The 20,092-nt window shown below is 32.5% G+C and carries 21 protein-coding genes; 11 read left to right on the forward strand and 10 right to left on the reverse strand.

The window, feature by feature from the left end:
• Positions 1–10 precede the first annotated feature (10 nt).
• Positions 11–1,159, forward strand: a complete 1,149-nt coding sequence (locus SULAZ_RS01820; protein WP_012675062.1) for a TolC family protein — start codon at positions 11–13, stop codon at positions 1,157–1,159.
• A gap of 119 nt (positions 1,160–1,278) precedes the next feature.
• Complete coding sequence (locus SULAZ_RS01825) at positions 1,279–2,169, forward strand: Fic family protein (RefSeq protein ID WP_012673948.1); 891 nt, start codon at positions 1,279–1,281, stop codon at positions 2,167–2,169.
• Positions 2,170–2,265: 96 nt separating this feature from the next.
• Here SULAZ_RS01825 and SULAZ_RS01830 read toward each other — a convergent pair whose 3' ends face one another.
• Both SULAZ_RS01830 and speD read right to left on the reverse strand, forming a co-directional pair.
• Complete coding sequence (locus SULAZ_RS01830; RefSeq protein ID WP_012674496.1) at positions 2,266–2,691, reverse strand: pyridoxamine 5'-phosphate oxidase family protein; 426 nt, start codon at positions 2,689–2,691, stop codon at positions 2,266–2,268.
• 73 nt (positions 2,692–2,764) lie between these two features.
• Complete coding sequence (speD, locus tag SULAZ_RS01835) at positions 2,765–3,169, reverse strand: adenosylmethionine decarboxylase (RefSeq protein WP_012673698.1); 405 nt, start codon at positions 3,167–3,169, stop codon at positions 2,765–2,767.
• A 224-nt stretch (positions 3,170–3,393) separates the two neighbouring features.
• Here speD and tig point away from each other — a divergent pair, with 224 nt between their 5' ends.
• Genes tig through bioF form a run of 7 tightly spaced genes read left to right on the forward strand, consistent with a single transcriptional unit; the run spans position 3,394 to position 9,593 of the window.
• Positions 3,394–4,686: a trigger factor gene (gene tig / locus SULAZ_RS01840; protein ID WP_012674013.1), complete on the forward strand. Its 1,293-nt coding sequence runs from the start codon at positions 3,394–3,396 to the stop codon at positions 4,684–4,686.
• Positions 4,679–5,287 (forward strand): ATP-dependent Clp endopeptidase proteolytic subunit ClpP, encoded by a 609-nt coding sequence (gene clpP, locus SULAZ_RS01845; RefSeq protein WP_012674787.1) that lies wholly within the window; start codon positions 4,679–4,681, stop codon positions 5,285–5,287. The genes tig and clpP overlap by 8 nt, the downstream gene beginning before the upstream one ends.
• On the forward strand, positions 5,288–6,505 hold the full coding sequence (clpX, locus tag SULAZ_RS01850; protein WP_012674255.1) for an ATP-dependent Clp protease ATP-binding subunit ClpX: 1,218 nt from the start codon (positions 5,288–5,290) through the stop codon (positions 6,503–6,505).
• 3 nt (positions 6,506–6,508) lie between these two features.
• Positions 6,509–7,093 carry a ribosome biogenesis GTP-binding protein YihA/YsxC gene (gene yihA / locus SULAZ_RS01855; RefSeq protein ID WP_012675005.1) on the forward strand — a complete coding sequence of 195 codons (585 nt, stop codon included), beginning with the start codon at positions 6,509–6,511 and terminating at the stop codon, positions 7,091–7,093.
• A gap of 51 nt (positions 7,094–7,144) precedes the next feature.
• Positions 7,145–7,864, forward strand: coding sequence for a tryptophan synthase subunit alpha (gene trpA, locus SULAZ_RS01860; RefSeq protein WP_425476467.1), 720 nt, complete (start codon positions 7,145–7,147; stop codon positions 7,862–7,864).
• Positions 7,865–8,482 (forward strand): imidazole glycerol phosphate synthase subunit HisH, encoded by a 618-nt coding sequence (gene hisH / locus SULAZ_RS01865; RefSeq protein WP_012673838.1) that lies wholly within the window; start codon positions 7,865–7,867, stop codon positions 8,480–8,482. It abuts the gene before it with no gap.
• A complete protein-coding gene (gene bioF / locus SULAZ_RS01870; protein WP_012673836.1) occupies positions 8,472–9,593 on the forward strand; it encodes an 8-amino-7-oxononanoate synthase in 1,122 nt (373 codons plus the stop codon). Before hisH ends, bioF begins: the two co-directional genes overlap by 11 nt.
• Here the strand turns inward: bioF and SULAZ_RS01875 are convergent.
• Genes SULAZ_RS01875 through SULAZ_RS01885 form a run of 3 tightly spaced genes read right to left on the reverse strand, consistent with a single transcriptional unit; the run spans position 9,590 to position 11,521 of the window.
• Entirely contained in the window at positions 9,590–10,369 is a 780-nt protein-coding gene (locus tag SULAZ_RS01875) for a restriction endonuclease (RefSeq protein WP_012674354.1), read from the reverse strand. The two genes, bioF and SULAZ_RS01875, sit on opposite strands and share 4 nt — an antisense overlap.
• Positions 10,356–10,922: an O-acetyl-ADP-ribose deacetylase gene (locus SULAZ_RS01880; protein WP_012674599.1), complete on the reverse strand. Its 567-nt coding sequence runs from the start codon at positions 10,920–10,922 to the stop codon at positions 10,356–10,358. The genes SULAZ_RS01875 and SULAZ_RS01880 overlap by 14 nt, the downstream gene beginning before the upstream one ends.
• Before the next feature lie 5 nt (positions 10,923–10,927).
• Entirely contained in the window at positions 10,928–11,521 is a 594-nt protein-coding gene (locus SULAZ_RS01885) for a bifunctional nuclease family protein (protein WP_012674036.1), read from the reverse strand.
• 80 nt (positions 11,522–11,601) lie between these two features.
• Here SULAZ_RS01885 and SULAZ_RS01890 point away from each other — a divergent pair, with 80 nt between their 5' ends.
• Positions 11,602–13,998, forward strand: coding sequence for a DEAD/DEAH box helicase (locus SULAZ_RS01890; RefSeq protein ID WP_012674826.1), 2,397 nt, complete (start codon positions 11,602–11,604; stop codon positions 13,996–13,998).
• 71 nt (positions 13,999–14,069) lie between these two features.
• Positions 14,070–14,363 (forward strand): STAS-like domain-containing protein, encoded by a 294-nt coding sequence (locus SULAZ_RS01895; protein WP_012673543.1) that lies wholly within the window; start codon positions 14,070–14,072, stop codon positions 14,361–14,363.
• On the opposite strand, the gene SULAZ_RS01900 is transcribed toward SULAZ_RS01895, so the two are convergent.
• The 5 genes from SULAZ_RS01900 to lysA form a co-directional block, all read right to left on the reverse strand.
• Complete coding sequence (locus tag SULAZ_RS01900) at positions 14,360–15,217, reverse strand: ATP-binding protein (protein WP_012674264.1); 858 nt, start codon at positions 15,215–15,217, stop codon at positions 14,360–14,362. The two genes, SULAZ_RS01895 and SULAZ_RS01900, sit on opposite strands and share 4 nt — an antisense overlap.
• 20 nt (positions 15,218–15,237) lie before the next feature.
• A complete protein-coding gene (locus tag SULAZ_RS01905) occupies positions 15,238–16,812 on the reverse strand; it encodes a bifunctional ADP-dependent NAD(P)H-hydrate dehydratase/NAD(P)H-hydrate epimerase (RefSeq protein WP_012674280.1) in 1,575 nt (524 codons plus the stop codon).
• On the reverse strand, positions 16,812–17,468 hold the full coding sequence (gene elbB / locus SULAZ_RS01910) for an isoprenoid biosynthesis glyoxalase ElbB (RefSeq protein WP_012674382.1): 657 nt from the start codon (positions 17,466–17,468) through the stop codon (positions 16,812–16,814). The genes SULAZ_RS01905 and elbB overlap by 1 nt, the downstream gene beginning before the upstream one ends.
• A gap of 63 nt (positions 17,469–17,531) precedes the next feature.
• Positions 17,532–18,815, reverse strand: a complete 1,284-nt coding sequence (gene purD, locus SULAZ_RS01915; protein WP_012674931.1) for a phosphoribosylamine--glycine ligase — start codon at positions 18,813–18,815, stop codon at positions 17,532–17,534.
• Positions 18,812–20,074, reverse strand: coding sequence for a diaminopimelate decarboxylase (lysA, locus tag SULAZ_RS01920; protein ID WP_012673732.1), 1,263 nt, complete (start codon positions 20,072–20,074; stop codon positions 18,812–18,814). Before lysA ends, purD begins: the two co-directional genes overlap by 4 nt.
• Positions 20,075–20,092 lie beyond the last annotated feature (18 nt).

Here is a 20,092-nt window from a genome sequence, read left to right on the forward strand (position 1 = left end):
AGGAGGAGAGATGAGGTGGATTGTACTTTTAATTCTTATTATATTTAGCAATGTATATCCTCAGACTTTAGATGATTTGATCAATCTTGCATTAAAGAATAATCCCCAGTTGAAAAAGTTAGAAAAAGAACTTTCAGTTCTAAAAGAGAAATCAGAAACTGTAAAAAAGTTGCCTAACCCTTCTTTTTCTCTATCTTACAGTGATAGTGTTAATGTTTCAATGAGACAGTATATACCATGGTATGAAAAATTAGAGTTATCTAAAGAGATAGAAAAACAAAACTACAAATCCCAAATCTATATTTACGAGTTAGAAAAAAATAAACTCATTCGCCAGATAAAAGAAGACGCTTACAGAATAAAGGTTTACAAAGATAAAGTAGAACTTTTAGAAAAGTATCAAAACGATGTTAAAAACCTTATCAACACAAAAAAAGAAGATTATGAATTAAATAAACTTAAAATTTTATACACAGAGATAGAGTTAGAAAAGTTAAGTTATCTAAAAGAAATAGAATCCTTAATTTCACACTTGAAAGAGGTTGTTAACTACGATATAAAGGGCGTTGAAGTAGAAGAGATAAATTTTAGAGAAGATCTAAATATAGAAATTATCTTAAAAGAAGCAGAAAAACAAAGCCCTGTATTAAAAAGTTTGGAAGAAACATTAAAAAGAGATAGATTCGCTTACAAACTTGCAAAAGAAATCTACTATCCAGATGTTTCTATAGGAACAACTTATAAATCAAAAGAAAGATTTCAAGACGCTTTTTCTGTTAGTGTTAACTTAAATTTAAACTTTCCCTTTTGGAGAACTTTACATCAAGAACAGATTGTATTAGAAAGAAAGCTTTTTGTTATAGCTCAAGAAGAACAAAAAATACAAACTTTAAACAATTTAAAAACGCAGCTAACAACTTTTTACAATGAGTATAAATATAACTTACAAAAGTTAAACTTACTTTTAAGTACAAAAGAAGCTTACCAGCAAGATTATAAAGTTACTTATGCAAAATTTTATTCCGGTGAAGTAGATTTCCAAACATTTTTAACTTCTTTTAACAGTAAGAGAAGGTTTGATTATGATATTTTAGATTCTAAGTTAAACGCTTCCATATCATCTATGAAGATAGAAGAGCTGATTTATACAAGTTTTTAAGGTGTAAACTTATAACAAAAAACTAATGTCACGATTTTAAAAGTTGAATACTTACGTGACGGATTTAAGTTTTTGTTATAATTTAATTTTATAAGAAGACTAAAATTTAATGGTGACAGATGATTGATGAAAAGTTGATAAAAAAGAGAAAAGAGATATTAGAAAATCTGGGAGGACTCCCAGAGCCAAAGGTTAAAAATAAAGAATGGCTTTATCTACTGGAAGAAGAAACAAGAAACTCTATAATGATAGAGGGGTTTTTTATTTCTGGAAAGGAGTTAAAGGAAGTTTTATCTAAAAATCAACCTATAACAAGAACAGAAGAAGAGGCTTTTAACTACTTTAGAACTGCAACGTTTATTTACGAGCTTGCCTATGAAAACTACAAACAGAAAGAGTTTTTATTTGGAGCTTCTTTAATCAGACAGATTAATAAAAGTTTAGGGAAAAGTGGTGAGTTTAGAAAAGGGAAAATCAAGATTGCTGGTGCAAAGTTCAATCCTCCGGAAAGTTATATAGAGGAATGGGTTAAGATTTTTGTAGACTTTGCTATCTTTGTTGAGAAAAATTTTAATTTAGAATACTTATCATTACTTCATGGATTCTTTGAAGAAATTCATCCTTTTTCCGATGGAAATGGAAGAACAGGAAGGATACTTTTAAATTATTTCTTGATAAGTAAGGGTTACCCTCCTGCAATAATAAAAGGTGATGAAGATAATAAAAAGCTTTACTACAAAGGACTTGAAGAGATTGATATACAGCTCTCAGAAATCTTTAAAAAGTATGAGAACAAACCACCAAAAAAAGAAGAAGTAATTAACAAACTAAAAACCACAAAGTCAACAATCCTAAGGGACATTATATCAAAAAGTTTAAGAAGCAGCTTAGACACAATTATAGTAGGAATTTATGAAAAACAGGGGAAAAAAATTACAACTTGTATCAGATTTACTATCCCAAGTAGGCTACAGCCCATCAAGTGCAAGACAGTTAATAAAAAGAGGTAAAGTAATAGCAGTTAAAAGAAATAACAAGTGGTTTTCTATAGAAGAATTAATAGAAAGTTTATTAAAGTAAAAAACGGGACAATGTCCCGATAATTTTTAACTTCTTAAAGCTTTTAACACCTTATCATCTAACTCTAAAGCTTTTTGGACATTTCCTGTATGTTCAAAAGGTATAGTACCTTTTACAGTAGCTCCTGGGAATAGGTTATCAACAACATTTTCAACTTTAACCTCTAAAACAGACACACCAAAAGGAATATCCTCAATACTGTTCTTTATAATTTCTGCTTTACCGTAGATAGTAGCTGCAATCTCCGGACCAAATACAGAGATTGCCACATTTGGATTATTTTTTACATTCTCTACAGATTTAGAATTTTTACTTAAAGCAACTCTCAATGTATTTTGGTCTTTTGCTATAAGCCAGCTTACGAAAGCAAGGTATGGTTTATCACCATCTACAGTGGCAAAAACAGCCGGAGTAAGGTCGTTTAAAAGTTTCATCAAGTTTTTGTTTAACATAGAATACCCCCCTAAAGATTTTTAAATATAATACTACATCTCAACAGTAAGGGTATCTATGTTTTTTATCAGATTAAGCCGTAGCGGTTAACTCCCACTTTTCTATGTTTACACCTTCCGGATTAACCGGTACAACGCCTCTTTCTGCTATCTTTTCATCAACTCTTTTTGGCTTTAACATTTTAATAATGTATTCCATAGCCTTAAAGGTTTTCTCTTTACCACCGCAGGTGTAAACATCTATAGCAGCATAACCGTGTTCAGGCCACGTGTGGATTGATATGTGAGACTCTTCTAAGAGAATTACTCCTGTTGCTCCGTGAGGATTAAATTGATGGAAGTGAGAAGATAATTTACTTAAATTCGCGTACTTAACAGCTCCTTCAAGAAGAGCTTTAATGTCTTCAACATGGTCTAATTTTTCAAAATCTACTCCGTAAAGGTCTGCTATGATATGCAGTCCGAGGGTTTTTTCCATTTTCTTTCCTCCTTAAAAGTTTTTTTAGTTAAAATTTTCGTCGGGCTAATACTGCCCATGGTAAAAAACCTCCTTTGTAGAATTTTATTCTTAAAATGAAAATAATATTATATGATAAATTTTTCACATTTTAAATATAAGTGCACAAAAAATATGCAAATTAAAATTTTTGTAGATATGATATAATTTTTTCTCAAAATTTAAAACAGTTAAGGAGAGCATAAATGAACGTAGTAGTAGAGTCAAACGAGCTAGTTAGAACTTTAACTATTAAAGACGAAGGAGAAAAAGTAAAAAATCTTGTAGAAGAAGTTGTAAAAGAAATATCTAAGGTAGCAAATGTGCCCGGATTTAGAAAAGGAAATGTCCCTAAAAATATAGTAAAAGCAAAATATAAAAACGAAATTAAAGAAGAGGTTGCAAGAAACTACGTAAGTAGATATTTACAAGAGATTTTAGAGCAGTACAATCTCAAACCTGTCACCCAAGAGGTTTACTTTGGGGAAGTTGAAATTGTAAACGACCAAGAGATAACTTTTAAAGTAAGTTTTGAAGTTGCTCCAGAGTTTGAATTAAAACCTTACGAAGGAATGGAAGTAGAAATTACAAAGTTAGAAGTAAAAGATGAAGATGTAGAAAAGTATATACAAAACCTTTTAGAAAGAAATGCTCAGTATATACCTGAAGATAAAGAAGTAGAAGAGGGAGATAAAGTTAAAATTAAGTATCATATAGTATCTGAAAAAGGTGAAGAAGAGGAAGATGAGTTTGAAACTATAGTAGGTTCAGGAACTTTAAGAAAGGAGATAGAAGATGCTATAAAAGGTAAAAAGGTTGGAGATAAAGTAGAGTTAGAAAACGTTCCTCTCTATAACGAAAAAGGAGAAGAGATAGGTAAAGCAAAAGTTGAAATAGAAGTTTTGGAAGTAAGTAGAAAAGTTATTCCAGAGTTTAACGATGAGTTTGTTAAGAAGGTAGGTTTAGGAGAAAACGTAGAAGAAGCTAAAAACAAAATAAAAGAAAATCTCCAGAAACAAGTCGAAGAAATTAAAAAGCAAGAAGCCCAGCAAAAAATATTAGACAAAATAGCTTCTGAGTATGACTTCCCGGTTCCAAACTCACTTTTAGAGTTAGAGATTCAAAATTTAGCTCAAAGGTACGCTCAGCAGCTTCAGGCTTACGGAATAAATCCAAACAGGGAAATGTTAGAAGCTGCCAGAGAAGGGTTAACAAAAACAGCTATTAACAACATTAGAGTTATGTTTGTCCTCACAAAGATAGCTGAAAAAGAAGGTTTAACAGTTTCCGAAGATGAGTTGAACAAAGAGATAGAAAGATTAGCTAAACGTTATAATACTGAGGCTGAGGATTTAAAACAGTATCTAACAGAAAGAAACATGATAGAAGGAATTAAAAGTGATATCTTAAGACAAAAAGCTCTTGACATGTTAGTCCAAAAGGCAAATATTAAAGAAGTTGAAAAACAAGAAGAAAAGCAAGAGGAGAATGATGGATAAAATACTAAACCAACTAGTACCTATAGTAATTGAACAAACACCAAGAGGTGAAAGGGCTTACGATATATACTCAAGACTATTAAAAGACAGGATTATACTTCTTGGAACTCCAATAGATGACCACGTTGCTAACCTTATAGTTGCACAGCTTCTATTTTTAGAAGCTGAAGACCCTGAAAAAGACATATACATGTACATAAACTCACCCGGTGGTGTAGTGACAGCAGGATTTGCAATTTACGATACTATGAACTATATAAAGCCGGATGTAGTGACTATATGCATAGGTCAAGCTGCATCTATGGGAGCATTTTTACTCTCTGCAGGAGCTAAAGGAAAAAGATACTCACTTCCTAACGCAAGAATAATGATTCACCAACCACTTGGTGGATTCCAAGGACAAGCTACAGACATAGAGATTCATGCAAGAGAAATTCTTAGATTAAAAAGAATGTTAAATGAATACCTTGCAAAACATACAGGCCAACCTATAGAAAAGATAGAGGCAGATACAGAAAGAGACTACTTTATGTCTGCTGAAGAAGCAAAAGAGTATGGTCTTATAGATAAGGTAATTTACAAAAGAGGTGAAAACGTATAAATGAGAAAATGTTCATTTTGTGGAAAACCTGAGTCTCAGGCTGAGGTCTTAGTAGAAGGACCAAATGGTATATACGTATGTGATTCTTGTGTAGATAGACTTGCAAGTATTATAAAAGAAGAGTTAGAGAATAAGAAGTTTGAAGGTTTATCTCAGCTGCCAACTCCTGCTGAAATAAAGGCTAAGCTTGATGAATACGTTATTGGTCAAGAAAAAGCTAAAAAAATACTTTCTGTTGCAGTTTACAACCATTACAAAAGAATATACCAAAAAGACCTTTTTAAAAATACAGGTGTAGAAGTAGAAAAAAGCAACATTTTACTTATAGGTCCAACAGGTTCAGGAAAAACATTACTTGCAAGGACTTTGGCAAGAATACTAAACGTTCCTTTTGCAATAGCCGATGCTACCAACATCACAGAAGCTGGATACGTTGGAGAAGATGTTGAAAGTATACTGGCAAGACTACTACAAAACGCCGATTACGACGTAGAAGCTGCAGAAAAAGGGATAGTCTACATAGACGAAGTTGATAAGATAGCAAAAAAATCGGGAGATAATCCATCTATAACAAGGGATGTTTCAGGAGAAGGTGTTCAACAGGCACTTTTAAAAATCCTTGAAGGAACTATAGCAAATGTTCCACCACAAGGTGGAAGAAAACATCCCCACCAAGAATTCATCCAGATAGATACAACAAACATACTGTTTATACTAGGTGGAGCTTTTGTAGGACTTGAAGATATAATTAGACAGAGATTGGGTAAAAAGGCTATAGGCTTTGGAGCTGAGATAAAAAGTAAAAAAGAGGAAGGAGACCTACTAGAGCAAGTCCAACCAGAAGATTTAATAAAATTTGGACTTATTCCCGAGTTTTTAGGTAGAATACCTGTTATAGCAACGTTAAAAGAACTTGATGAAGACATGCTTGTAAGAGTTTTAACAGAGCCTAAAAACGCTTTAATAAAACAGTATCAAGCTCTTTTAGCTGTTGATGGAATAGACCTTGAATTTACAGAAGATGCTTTAAGGGAAATTGCAAGGGAAGCGATAAAGAGAAAAACTGGAGCAAGAGGTTTAAGGGCTATAATAGAAGATATAATGCTTGACATTATGTACGAAGCTCCAAATCAAAAGACTTTAAAGAAGGTTGTTATAGATAAAGATGTTGTTCTAAAGAACAAACCACCGATTTTCGTATACGAAAAAGCAAGTTAAAAAATGAGTATTAAAAGTGTAGAGTTTATAAAAAGTGCAGTAAAGCCTGAAGATTATCCACCTCCTGATAAACCGGAGGTGGCAGTAGTCGGAAGGTCAAACGTTGGAAAATCATCTTTAATCAACGCAATCTTTAAAAGGTCTGTTGCAAAGGTAAGTTCAACCCCCGGAAAAACAAGACTTATAAACTTTTTTACTTTAAATAACGATATTTACTTTGTTGACCTACCAGGGTACGGTTTTGCTTCTGTGTCTCAGAAAGAGAGACTAAGCTGGCAAAAGATGATTGAAAACTACCTGTTAAACAGAGAAAACTTAAAACTCATTATAATGCTTGTAGATACACGGTATCCACCTACAAATTTAGACATACTTATGAAACAGTGGCTTGATACTTTTGAAAAACAATACTTTGTTGTAGGGACTAAAATAGATAAATTAAATCAAAGTGAAAAGGCAAAGGCAAAGAAAGTTATAAAAGAAACGTTAGATTTAGATGATAACACACCAATATTCTTAGTATCAGCAAAAGAAGGAACGGGAATAGACAACCTTGTATCAGAAATCTTTAAAGCTGTTAAGGAGTAAAAGGTGATAAAAGAGATTTTTCAAAGTAGAAAACCTCTTATCTGCTACTTTATGGCAGGATACCCATCTGTAGAAGACAGTATTAAAACAGCATTTACTTTAATAGAAAATGGAGCTGATATACTTGAAGTAGGATTTCCATTCTCTGACCCTGTTGCAGATGGCGTAACAATTCAAGTAGCCCATGAAAAAGCCGTAAAAGACGGTATCACACCTGAAAAAGTATTTCAAATCACTAAAACCATTAAAGAAAAGTACCCAAACGTACCTTTAATAGGAATGACTTACTACAACCCAATATTTAGATTTGGAGAAGAAAACTTTTGCAATAGAGCAAAAGAAAGTGGAATAGATGGTTTTATAGTTCCAGACCTGCCACCAGAAGAAGGAGGAAATTTAAAAAAAGTAGCAAACCGTAAAGGATTATCTTTAATATTCTTACTTGCACCTACTTCTAACGAAGAAAGGATAAAACTTGTGTCAAAAATGAGTGATGATTTTATATACTATGTTTCATTAACAGGAATAACAGGAGAAAGGGATACTCTTCCTTGGGACGAACTTAAAGAAAAAATAACTTTAATAAGAAAAATAACAGATAAAAAAATTGCTGTTGGTTTTGGAGTCTCTAAGGGAGAACATGCAAAGATTATATCTCAGATAGCAGATGGAGTTATAGTTGGTAGTAGTGTCGTAAAACTTCAAGGTAAAAGAGATTTTGAAGGACTTAAAAATTTGGTAAAAGAGTTAAAGTCAAACATAGAGGCGTAGATGATAGCACTTGTTGACTACGGTATGGGAAATTTAAGGAGTGTTGAAAAAGCCTTAGAAAAAGTTGGTTTTAATGTACTTAGAACATCTAATCCAGAAGATTTAGATAAAGCTGACGCTATTGTAGTTCCGGGTGTTGGAGCTTTTGGAGATGCTATCCATAACCTTGAGAGATTGGGGTTAAAAAACAAAGTAATTCATCTGATAAATCAAGGAAAACCTTACCTTGGCATATGTTTAGGACTACAGATTCTGTTTGAGTACGGATACGAATTTGGACAGCATGAAGGACTTGGCATTTTAAAAGGTAGTGTTGTAAGATTTGATGAAAAACTCCCTATAAAGATTCCCCATATGGGATGGAACCAAATTCACAAGAAAAAAAACTCTAAAATGTTTGAAGGGATAAAAGAAGGTGAATTTTTCTACTTTGTTCACTCTTACTATGCAAACCCCGAGGATAAAAGTATTGTTGCCACTACAACAGATTACGCAATTGATTTTTGTTCTTCTGTCGAAGTAGATAACATATGGGCAGTTCAGTTTCATCCTGAAAAAAGTCAAACAGCTGGCTTAAAACTTTTAGATAACTTTAGAAAGTTTGTTTATGGAATTTAAGGATTTTCTTAAAAAAAGTTTAGAGGATATTAAATCAAAAAATCTTTACCGTCAAAGAATTGTTTTATCAAAAGATACAGTAAACTTCTCTTCAAACGATTATTTAGGTTTAAGGGATAATCAAAAAACAAAAGAAAAGTTATTAAAGAATATAGACAATTTAGACCTTGGAAGTGGAGCTTCTGTTTTAGTGTCTGGTTATCATCCTGTCCAGCAAGAATTAGAAGATTTTATAGCAAACTTTAAACAGACAGAAAGTTGTGTAGTAGTAGGAAGCGGTTATATGGCAAACGTAGGACTACTACAGGCAATTACAAACGAAGATGATGTAATATTTAGCGATGAGTTAAACCATGCTTCCATTATAGATGGGATTAGATTATCAAAAGCAAAAAAGGTGATTTACAGACATTTAGATTTAGAAGACTTAGAAGACAAGATAAAAGCTGTAAATGTGAAAGGTAAAAAGTTTATCATTACAGATGGTGTTTTTAGTATGGAGGGAGATATAGCACCCCTTGATAAGATTGTAGAGATAGCTGATAAATACGATGCTGTTTTAATCGTAGACGATGCACACGGAACAGGAATAACAGGAGAAGGTAGGGGAACACTTAATCATTTTGGTATTACTCCTAAAGATAACATAATTCAGGTAGGAACCCTTTCAAAGGCAGTAGGGAGCTACGGTGCATTTATCTGTGGAAGTAAATTACTTGTTGATTTTTTAGTTAACAAAATGAGGTCTATAATCTTCACAACTGGCTTATCTCCAATTCAAAACTTTATATCCCTTGAAAACTTTAAACTGTTATCAAAAGAAGACTACAGAAGAGTAGATGTTTTAGAGAAAGCTAAGTACCTATACAATGGCTTAAAAAGTGTTGGTATAGAGATTAACTTTCATAACACACCTATTTTATCTTATGTAGTAGGCAGTGAAGAAAAGGCTTTAAAGATAAGAGATAAGCTGTTAGAAAATAACATATTTATTCAAGCCATCAGACCACCTACAGTTCCTAAAGGTACTTCAAGACTTAGAATAACTGTAAGTCATAAAAACAGTTATAAAGAGATTGACAGACTTTTAGAAATTATTTCTAATATTTAAGCCTTTGTTTTTTCCATAGCTTGTAAGAGTTTTTCTTCTACTTCATTTAGCCAGTGTTCTCTTCTTATCACTTCATCAAACGTTTCTTTGTGAAGTATCTCACAGGCGTGATACTTTGACCTAAGTTCGTCGTACCTGAAAAAGAAGTTTATAGATGGCATAAAACTCACTATCTGGTCAGTCTCAAAAAAGTTTACATCCTTATCTATAAGAAGTTTTTTTTGAGTTTCTAAAAGCTGTCCGTTAGTTATTATGAGTACTTTATGGCAGCTGTACTTATCTTTTCCTTTTAAAAGGTTTTCAATGTATTTATCATCTAACTTTTTTATTTGAGTGTAATCTATAAAATCTACTGCAAAGTACTCTGTTTTAGTATCATCTTGGTACTTTAGTATTACATCTATGTTATGGTCTTTGTAAATTGGAGGGTCTATAACTGTAAAACCGAGCATCTCAAAACTTTGGGTTAGAAAGTACTCAAATTCTGATCCTTTCATAGTTTTTAAGTAATCTACCTGAGACTGGGTCCAAGGGTAGAGAGATAGGTTCTTTTTTAGGTCTTGGAGCTGCTGTCTTAAATCATCAAGTTGTTGTTTTAAGTTTTGGCTTTTTTCCAAAAATTGCTGTTTTTCTTCTATAAACTTTTGTTTGTAATTTTGTAAAGTAGGTATTAACATTTTTTCTTCTTTATGCTTTTCTTCTCTATACCTTACGTATGCGTAAAGTGATACTATGAATAGCATTACTGATACAATAGCTATATCAATTAGAGACATTTAAAATTTCCTCAAGAGATTGTTTGTATATCTGGTAAATATCTTCTGTGAATAAAACAAAACGTATTTCTTCAAACCAGTCTGGATTTTCTTTTATAAAATTTATTACTGTGTTTAAAGCAACTTTTGAAGCTTCTTTTTTATTGCATCTATAAGCACCTGTACTTATAGATGGAAAGGAAATTGATTTAATGTTATACTTCTTTGCAATGGACAAACTGTTTCTATACGCATTTGATAGTAGTTTTTTTTCTTTTTCTGTCATAACACCACTACATATCGGTCCTACAGTATGGATTACGTACTTTGCCTTTAGATTGCCGCCAGAGGTTATAATAGCTTCCCCAGTGGGAAGCCCATCGGGATATAAAGTTTTTCTTATCTCTTTACACTCTTCTAAAATAGATGGACCACCTTTTGAGTGTATTGCTCCATCTACTCCTAAGCCACCCATTAAGGAAGAGTTTGCAGCATTAACAATAGCTTGTGTATCTGCCTCTGTAATATCTCCTACTACTAAGCTTAAGGTTGTACTACCTATCTTAACTTTCACATAAATTATTTTATCAAAAAGTCCTCTGGTTTTATGTTATCAAGCATCTCTCTAAATTTTTCTAAATCTTCTTCTTTTATACCTACTTCTTTTGTATCTGGGAGATTTAAATTATTTACTTCTGTTTGCTGAGCTAACTCTTCTACTGTCTTTATTTCGTCTTCCTCTTTTTCTTCATCCTTTTTTTGCTGTTGTGTAAATTGGGAAACGTTTACTTTTTTAACTACTTCTTCGTTAAGGTATATTGGTGCGTTAAATCTTAATGCCAAATTAATAGCATCACTTGGTCTTGCATCTATAACTATCTCTTTACCATTTTGGTCTATTACTAACTCTGCTATGTAGGCATTGTTTACCATATTTACTATAGATACATACTTTACTGTTCCACCTAAAGACTCTATTGTATTTTTAAATAGGTCGTAGGTTAATGGTCTTGGTGGGACAAATCCGCTTTGATTAACCACTATTCCTTCTGCCTCTGCAACACCTATCCATATAGGGTATATATCTTCAGGGTTATTAACATCAGCTAAAAGAAGTATAGGACTTCCTGTTATAGAATCTATAGCTATTGATTTTACTACTACCTCTATCATATTTATTACCTCCGATATTAATTGATTTGATATTAATATACTAAAGTTTTCAAAATTTTCAATGATGATAAAATATAGTTATGGAAATAGTTTATAAAAAGGTTTTAGAGCCAAAAGAAGCTGTATATAGAGATTATAAGTTTGATTGTAAGAAGTTAAACGAGTTTTTAAAAAATAACTCTATAAAACTTTACAGCCATCAAGTTGAAGGTATAAAGGCAGTTTTAGAAGGAAAGGATGTAGTTATAACTACTCCTACAGCTTCAGGAAAATCTATGATATACACTTTATCTATATTAGACCAAGTATGTAAAAATCCAAGTACAAAAGCTCTGCTTATTTTTCCTTTAGTTGCACTGGCAAGAGACCAAGAGAGTAAGATAAGAAGTTTTATACAAAGGTCTGGAATAAAGACTTCTGTAGCAAACTACTCAGGCTCTACAGATAAAGATGAAAGATACAGAATAAAAAGTAGTCCTCCAAACTTCCTAATAACAACACCAGACATGTTAAGTAAAGGGATACTTCCTTTTCATTACACATGGGAAAAGTTTTTTGAAGATTTAAAGTTTGTTGTCATAGATGAGCTTCACTCTTACAAAGGTGTTTTAGGGTCTCATGTTAGCAACGTTATAAAAAGGTTAAACAGAATTGTAAAGCACTACACAGGGGAATTACCTATATATATATGCAACTCTGCTACTATAAAAAACCCTGTAGATTTTGCTAAAAAGTTTGTAAACAAAGAGGTGATAGAGATAAACAAGTCTGGAGCTCCATCACCTAAAAAAATTATAAACATCTCAAAACCAACCTCTAACGAAAAGTTGATGCACCTTTTAAAAGAACATCTAATTAACGATATATCTACTATCGTTTTTATAGACAGTAGAAAAGATGTGGAACTTTTTTACAAAAACATGAAAATATTCTTAGAAAAAGAAGGACATGAAGAATTAGTATCTAAAATAAGTCCCTATAGGTCTGGATATAACTCAAAAGAAAGGCAAGAAATTGAAAATAAAATGGCTACAGGAAAGTTAAAAGTTTTAATATCTACAAGTGCATTAGAGATGGGAATAGATATAGGTAATATAGACAGTGTAATCGTAAAGGGATTTCCCGGAACGTTAGCTTCTCTCTGGCAAAGGTTTGGAAGGTCAGGAAGAAGGGAAAAAGAGTCTATAAACTACTACATTGCAAAAAACGATGCCTTGGACCAGTATTACGTAAAAAACCCAAAGGAACTGTTTAACAGGTCTGTAGAAGAACCAGTTATAAACCCTGATAACAAGTATATCTTAAAAAAACATATCCTTGTTGCAGCAAAGGAAATTCCATTAGAGTTAAAAGATTTAACAGATAAAGAAAAAGAAGTTGTTAGAGATCTCTTAGAAGAGAGAAAATTAATCTTTAAAAACGGTAAATTTTACGTAAATAAATCTGTAAATACAGATTTTAACATTCGCTCAACGGGAGAGTCTTACGATATTGTTGAAGTTAATCAAAACAAAAAGATAGGAGATATAAATCAAGAGTATGCATTTTACGAGATGTATCAAGATGCAGTTTACCTACACGGAGGGTCAACCTACAAAGTTTTACAGAAAGATGATACAGAAAAAGTTATTTATGTAGAAGAGCAGTATTTAAACTACTACACAACACCTATATTACAGACAGAGATAGACATTCTCAATATAGAAAAAGGAAGAACTTTCAAAGATATTAAAATCTACTATGGAGAGCTGAATGTAAAGTCAAGTATAGTAGGCTACACAAAAGTAGATATTGAAGAAAATAAAAGAATAAAAGATATACTGTTTGAAGAGTATATAGAGAGAAATTTTATAACAAAAGGGATGTGGTTTACAGTAGAAGATTACTATGAGAATCTAGTAATTGAAAGGACTAAAAAAGAGAAAGAAAGTTTCATTTTAAACAGATTAAAAAAGATATTAGATGAAGTTTCTTATAAACTAATTGAGGGAGTTGTAAAAGAGTCTAAAGAACCAATAAAAACTTTAAAAGAAGCTCTCTCTTTAGAATTTTTAAAAAGTAAAAAAGGAGTAAAAAAAGAAGATTTACATGTTATAGAAGACCTTGAAAATACTTTAAAGGGTGGAAGGGATATTTTTATTGGAAGTCTACACGGAATAGAGCATGGAATGATAGGTATATACTCTATATTTGCTATGAATGACAGATGGGATATAGGTGGTATGTCAACTAACTTTCATAACCAAACAGAAAAAGCAACTATATTCATTTACGATGGTTTTGAAGGAGGAATTGGATACGGAGAGGTTGGGTTTGAAAGACTAGAGGATATACTCAAAGCTACTTATAAAAATATAAAAAATTGTAAATGTATATCCGGATGTCCTTCTTGTATATTATCACCAAAATGTGGAAATGCAAATGAATACTTAGATAAGATAGGCTCCACTGTCTTGTTAGAACTAATACTAGCTTGAGTGTAATTTTTTATTGAAAACTTATCCAAACTTCTGTATATTAAATAATATGTTAAGATTTGGAGAGAAAAATGGTAGTTATAAAAGTAAAAGAAATTTTTAATCAGGATATGTTAGGTTCAAGAGAAAATGGCTTAATACTAAGGCAAAAAGTTGAAGAAGAGTTATCAAGAAGCAGTATAGTCGTTATAGATTTTGAAGGGATTGATTTAACTACACAAGGTTTCGTAGATGAATTTATAGGTGTTCTTATTAGGGAAAAAGGTCTTGATTTTGTTAGAGAACATATAAAAATTAAAAATGCATCAGATTTTGTGAAGTTAATAATCCAACTCGTTATATCCTACAGTAAAAAAGCAGCTTAGATAAATATATCTTCCGTATCTTCATTATCTTGATATATATATATCCTAAAGAACTCGTCTTTTGAAAAATTTATATTTTTCTCATATAGTTCAAATACAACTATACTTCCTTTCCAATCACTGGAAATATTATCTTTTAAGTGTATTTCATTATTTTCATCAATATAAACAATCCCATCATTAGAGATTATCTTTAATCTTCCTCTTGTATGCTTTATTATTTCTGTAAGAACGAAAAGACCATAACCAGCATTATTAACCGAGCTTGAATATAGTTTAGGAGGAGGACAAGATACCCCTTTTTCAATAGCTTTTAATATAGCCTCACTTTCAGAACTAACATTATACTTTCTTTTAATGTTATGTAAAAATCCAACTCCTTTATCTACTACACATAACTGTATTTTCTTTAGATTTGGGAAATACTGACCTGCAACAATAGCTCCTATATGGCTTAAGGAATGATTTAAAGCATTGTTAAGTAATTCTGATATCATGTAATATAGATAGTCATATAAGTCCTTTCTATCTTCTGCTGATAAATTTTGAAAATCTTTATGTTTTAATAGTAAATTCGTAACATGTTTTGTACTCTTATCTATGCTCCCATATCTTACGTTTTCTATTGGAATATAACTTTTAGAAGAGTCGTATTCTTTATTGAATAAAGTATCCATATAACTTTTTGTATTTCCATAATTTTCAACGTTTACATTTTCACTCAAAACTAAGGCTTTTAGAATAGCCATACCCACAGGTTCTATAAACTGATAATTAGAGATATTTATAACATTATCCTTAAGTTTTATCAGATTGTATAATTCTTGGTCTATGTTATCAAATTTAAACTCCATTGGATTACCTCAAAATCTTCTTAATCAACCTTTCTTATCAAACTGTCTCTCTTTACTTTCTTTTGGAGTTCTATCTCTTTGTAAGCGTGGGGGATATTTTCTATTAAGTCTGTTGCTTTTAGTGATTCTTCTCCTTTTTCTGCAGCTGCTAAGTCTCCTGCTGTTGAGTGAAGTAATACAGAAAGTTTTAAGGCCTCTTCTACTGGTAGCCTGTTTACAAGAGCTCCTACTATTCCTGCCAAAACATCACCTGTTCCGGCTGTTGCCATTCCGGGATTTCCTTTATTACAGTAATAAATTTTTCCTTCAGGAGTGAAAATAACCATTCTGGAAAACTTTAATATAACGTAGCTACCTGTTTCTTTTGAAAAATCTAGTCCTATACTTTCAAAGTTTTGAAGTATTGTTTTAGTATCTAAACCTGTTAACCTTGAAAATTCACCAGTATGGGGTGTTAACACTGTAGGAAATGTTCTTTGTTTTAATAGCTGTTTAAAATTTTCAATTCTTGAAAGGTTGTTTAAACCATCTGCATCTATCACTAAAGGCTTTTCAATTGCCAGTAATCCTTTTATTAGTTCTATAGTGTTTTCATTAACTGACATTCCCATTCCAACTACTACTGAAGAAAACTTCCCTTTATTTAATATGTCAAGTATCTCTTCTTTTGATTCTTTTGAAAATGTTCCATTTTGACTACTAACAGGAATACTCATTTCTTCTATCAGGTTTGTTTCTAATACTGGGTTTATATCCTGTGGAACAATCGCCGTTGTAAGTCCACTTCCTGATACAGTTGCAGCTTTACTTGCCATAATAACAGCTCCAGACTTTCCTACACTTCCACCTATTAGGGCAACATGTCCAAATGTGTACTTATTCCCAGTTTTTTCTCTTTTTGGTAGTAAGACGTTGTAAGGGGTTATGAGTTGTCTGTAAGATGGAGCGTAGCTATCATCAAGGCTTATATCGGCTACATAGACTTTTCCACAGTTTTCAGCTGCAGGATAAAGTATATGACAAGGTTTTAGATATCCAAATGTAATAGTTAGATTTGCTTTTACTGATACATCACAAAAAGGACTGTCTGCATTTATCCCAGATGGTATATCTACCGATACGACAGGTTTTCCAGTTGAGTTTATTATCTGGATAACATCTTTTAGGTATCCTTCAACTGGAGGTTTAAATCCAGTTCCAAATATTGCATCCACAATTAAGTCAGTAGTTACTAAGTTTTCTTCTAAAAAGCCTAAATCAGACTGGGTTATAAAGTAAAAGTGGTTTGAAAATTTTTTAAAGATGTTAAGATTACTTTTATTGTCAGGAGATAACTTTTCTTCGTTTTGGGCAAGAATAAAAAGTTTTACATTTTTCCCAAGTTTTTGCAAATACCTTGCAATAACTATACCATCTCCACCGTTATTTCCTTTTCCAGCAACTACCGATACATTTTTAACAAAGGGGTAGTCTTTTAAGATAATATCTACACAAGACCTACCGGCATTCTCCATAAGTACCAAGGAAGGAATGCCGGTTTTTTCTATTGTGCTTTTATCTACCTGTGATATTTCTTTACTTGTAAGGATTTTCATTACTTTTTAGCAAGTCTGATAACTTCATTTACCAGCTTTTCTATACCTTCTGCAACATCTTTAATTGTTTTTCCAAGCATATAAGCAGGGGTTGTAACTATCTTGTTCTCTTCATCTACAACCATCTCATTTACGGGACAGCTTAAATGTCTTGCTCCCATAGCTTCAATGGTTTTTGCAACATCTACATCTGTTCCTATTGTTACAGTAGGCTTAGCTTCTCTTAGTGCAGCAGCTACTATTACAGGAGATATACATATGGCACCGATTGGTTTTCCTGCTTTGAATAGTTCTACTAACAATCTTTTTACCTGTGGGATAACGTCAGCTTCTGCACCTTTTTCTAAGAAGTTAGAAAAGTTTTTTGCTACTCCGTATCCACCGGGCATTATAAGACCGTCTATATCTTCAGCTTTTACTTGATCTATATCGACTATATTTCCTCTTGCAATCCTTGCAGCTTCTACTAAAACATTTCTCTCCTCGTTCATAGGCTCGCCAGTAAGGTGGTTTATAACGTCCTTCTGTTTTATGTTTGGAGCCATTATTAAAGTTTCTACTCCTGCTTTATCTAAAAAGTAGAGTGTAAGTGTTGCTTCGTGTATCTCAGCTCCGTCAAACACTCCACAACCTGCCAACAAAACACCTATCTTCATTAATAACTACCCCCTTAAGTTTAGTATTATATGAATAATTAATAGGTTTCTCTTAGTAAACTGTCAAGCTTTATTTTTAAATCTGTTTACTTCCCTAAAACCTATATCTTTTCTATAGAAAGCACCTTCAAAGTGTATTTTTTCTACAGCTGCATACACTTTTTCTCTTGCTTGGTTTATATCTTTTCCAGTTGCTGTAACTGTTAAGACTCTTCCGCCGTTTGTAATTACCTTCCCATCTTTTTCTTCTGTTCCTGCGTGAAATACTACTACATCAGGGTCTTTTTCAGCTTCATCTATACCTGTTATCTCAAATCCTTTTTGATAGCTGTCCGGATATCCTTTTGATGCCATTACTACGCCTATTGCATAGTCCTCTATCCACTGTGGTTTTACATTATCTATATCACCTTCTAAAATCTGTAGAATATGCTCTACTAAGTCTGATTTTAATCTTCTCATTATTGGTTGAGTTTCAGGGTCTCCCATTCTTACGTTAAACTCTAAAACGTTTATTCCTTTTGGACCTATCATAAGTCCGGCATACAAAAACCCAGACATAGGTCTTCCTTCATTTATCATACCCTTTAAAGTCGGCAGAATTATTCTTTCTTGTATCTCTTTTTCTATCTGTGGGGTTATTAATGAAGTAGGGCTGTAAGCACCCATTCCTCCAGTGTTTGGTCCTTCATCGTTGTCAAAGGCTCTTTTGTGGTCTTGGGAAGTAGGCATAGGCAGGAATTTATCATCTTTAACAAAACATATGTAAGAAGCTTCCTCACCTTCTAAAAATTCTTCTATTACAACTCTTTTACTTGCAGGACCAAACTTTCCTGCAAACATATCTTTTACTGCTTGAAATGCTTCTTCTTCAGTTTTTGCTACTACAACACCTTTTCCTGCTGCAAGACCATCTGCTTTTATTACTATTGGAGCTCCAACAGATTTGATAAACTCTATGGCTTCTTTTTCATTGTCAAAACTTTCAAACTTTGCAGTTGGGACTGAGTATTTTTTCATAAAGTTTTTTGCAAATACTTTACTTGCTTCTAATACAGCTGCTGCCTTTTTATGTCCAAATATTTTAAGACCTTCTGCTTCAAATCTATCTGTAATACCTTCTGACAAAGGTTGCTCTGGTCCTACTATTGTAAGGTCTATATTTTTTTCTTTTGCAAACCTTACAAGGTTGTAGATATCAGTTGGAGATATGTTCACTCTTGTAGCTATCTTACCTATACCAGCGTTTCCAGAAGCACAGTATACTTCTTTCACTAACGGACTTTGTTTTACTTTCCAGACTAACGCATGTTCTCTTCCACCGTTTCCTACAACTAATACTCTCATAAAACTTCCTCTTCTAACTTTGTTATAAAGCTGTAATCTTCTCTTTCTTTTATTATCTTAAACTTATCACCGTCTACAAGGATTTCTATAGCTTTTGGTCTTACGTTGTAGTTAGATGCCATACTACTTCCATAAGCTCCAGCTGTAAGGATAGCTAAAAGGTCTCCTCTATTTACTTTTCCTATCTCTCTATCTAATCCAAAGAAATCTCCTGTTTCACATATAGGTCCTACTATATCAGCTACCATTTTCTCTTGCTTTTCCTCTACAGTAATTATGTGATGGTATGCGTTGTATATGGAAGGTCTTATAAGGTCATTCATTCCAGAGTCAACTATCACAAAGTGTTTATCTTTTTTATCTTTTGTAAAGATAACCTTTGTAATCAGAGCTCCGGCTTGGGCTATTAAAGACCTTCCCGGCTCTATTATCAGTTTTAATCCTGTTTGTTTTACAATTGGTAAAACCGTATTTGCTAAATCAAAGGCAGTAGGAGGATTATCCTCTGGATAATATTTTACACCTAAACCACCACCAATATCAATAAATTGAAGCTCTATACCTTCTTTTTTAAGTTTAAACACAAGGTCTACCGTTTTTTCTACAGCTTCTTTATAAACAGAAACGTCCATAATTTGAGAGCCAATATGACAATGAATTCCAACGACATTTAAGTTTTCCATCTTTACTGCCTGTTTGTACACATCCAGAGCTTGGCCTATATCTATTCCAAACTTGCTTTTCTTTAGTCCTGTTGATATGTAAGGATGAGTTTTAGGGTCTACATCTGGGTTTATTCTTATACTTATGTTTGCCTTTTTGTTTTGCCTTTTGGCTATCTCATTTATAACCTCTAACTCCATCTGACTTTCTACGTTAAAAGAGAGTATATTCTCATTTATAGCGTATATAATCTCTACATCTGTTTTGCCTACACCTGCATAAACGATTTTATTAGATGGTATTCCAACCTTTCTTGCTTTGTATAACTCTCCTCCTGATACTATGTCAGCTCCAAGACCGTGTTCTTCAAAGATTTTTAAAATAGAGAGGTTAGAGTTTGCTTTTAAAGCGTAGCATATTAAAGTAGGATAGTCTTTAAAGGCCTCTTTATACTCATTAATTTTGTCTATAATAGCTTTTTTACTATAGATATAAAAAGGAGTTCCTATCTTTGATGCAAGATTTTGGATATTTACATCTTCACAGTAAAGTTTTCCGTCTTTGTAGACGAAATAATCATTAAAATTATCACCCATTAATAATTTTTGACCTCC

The sequence above is a fragment of the Sulfurihydrogenibium azorense Az-Fu1 genome, assembly GCF_000021545.1.
Classification (GTDB): Bacteria; Aquificota; Aquificia; order Aquificales; family Hydrogenothermaceae; genus Sulfurihydrogenibium; species Sulfurihydrogenibium azorense.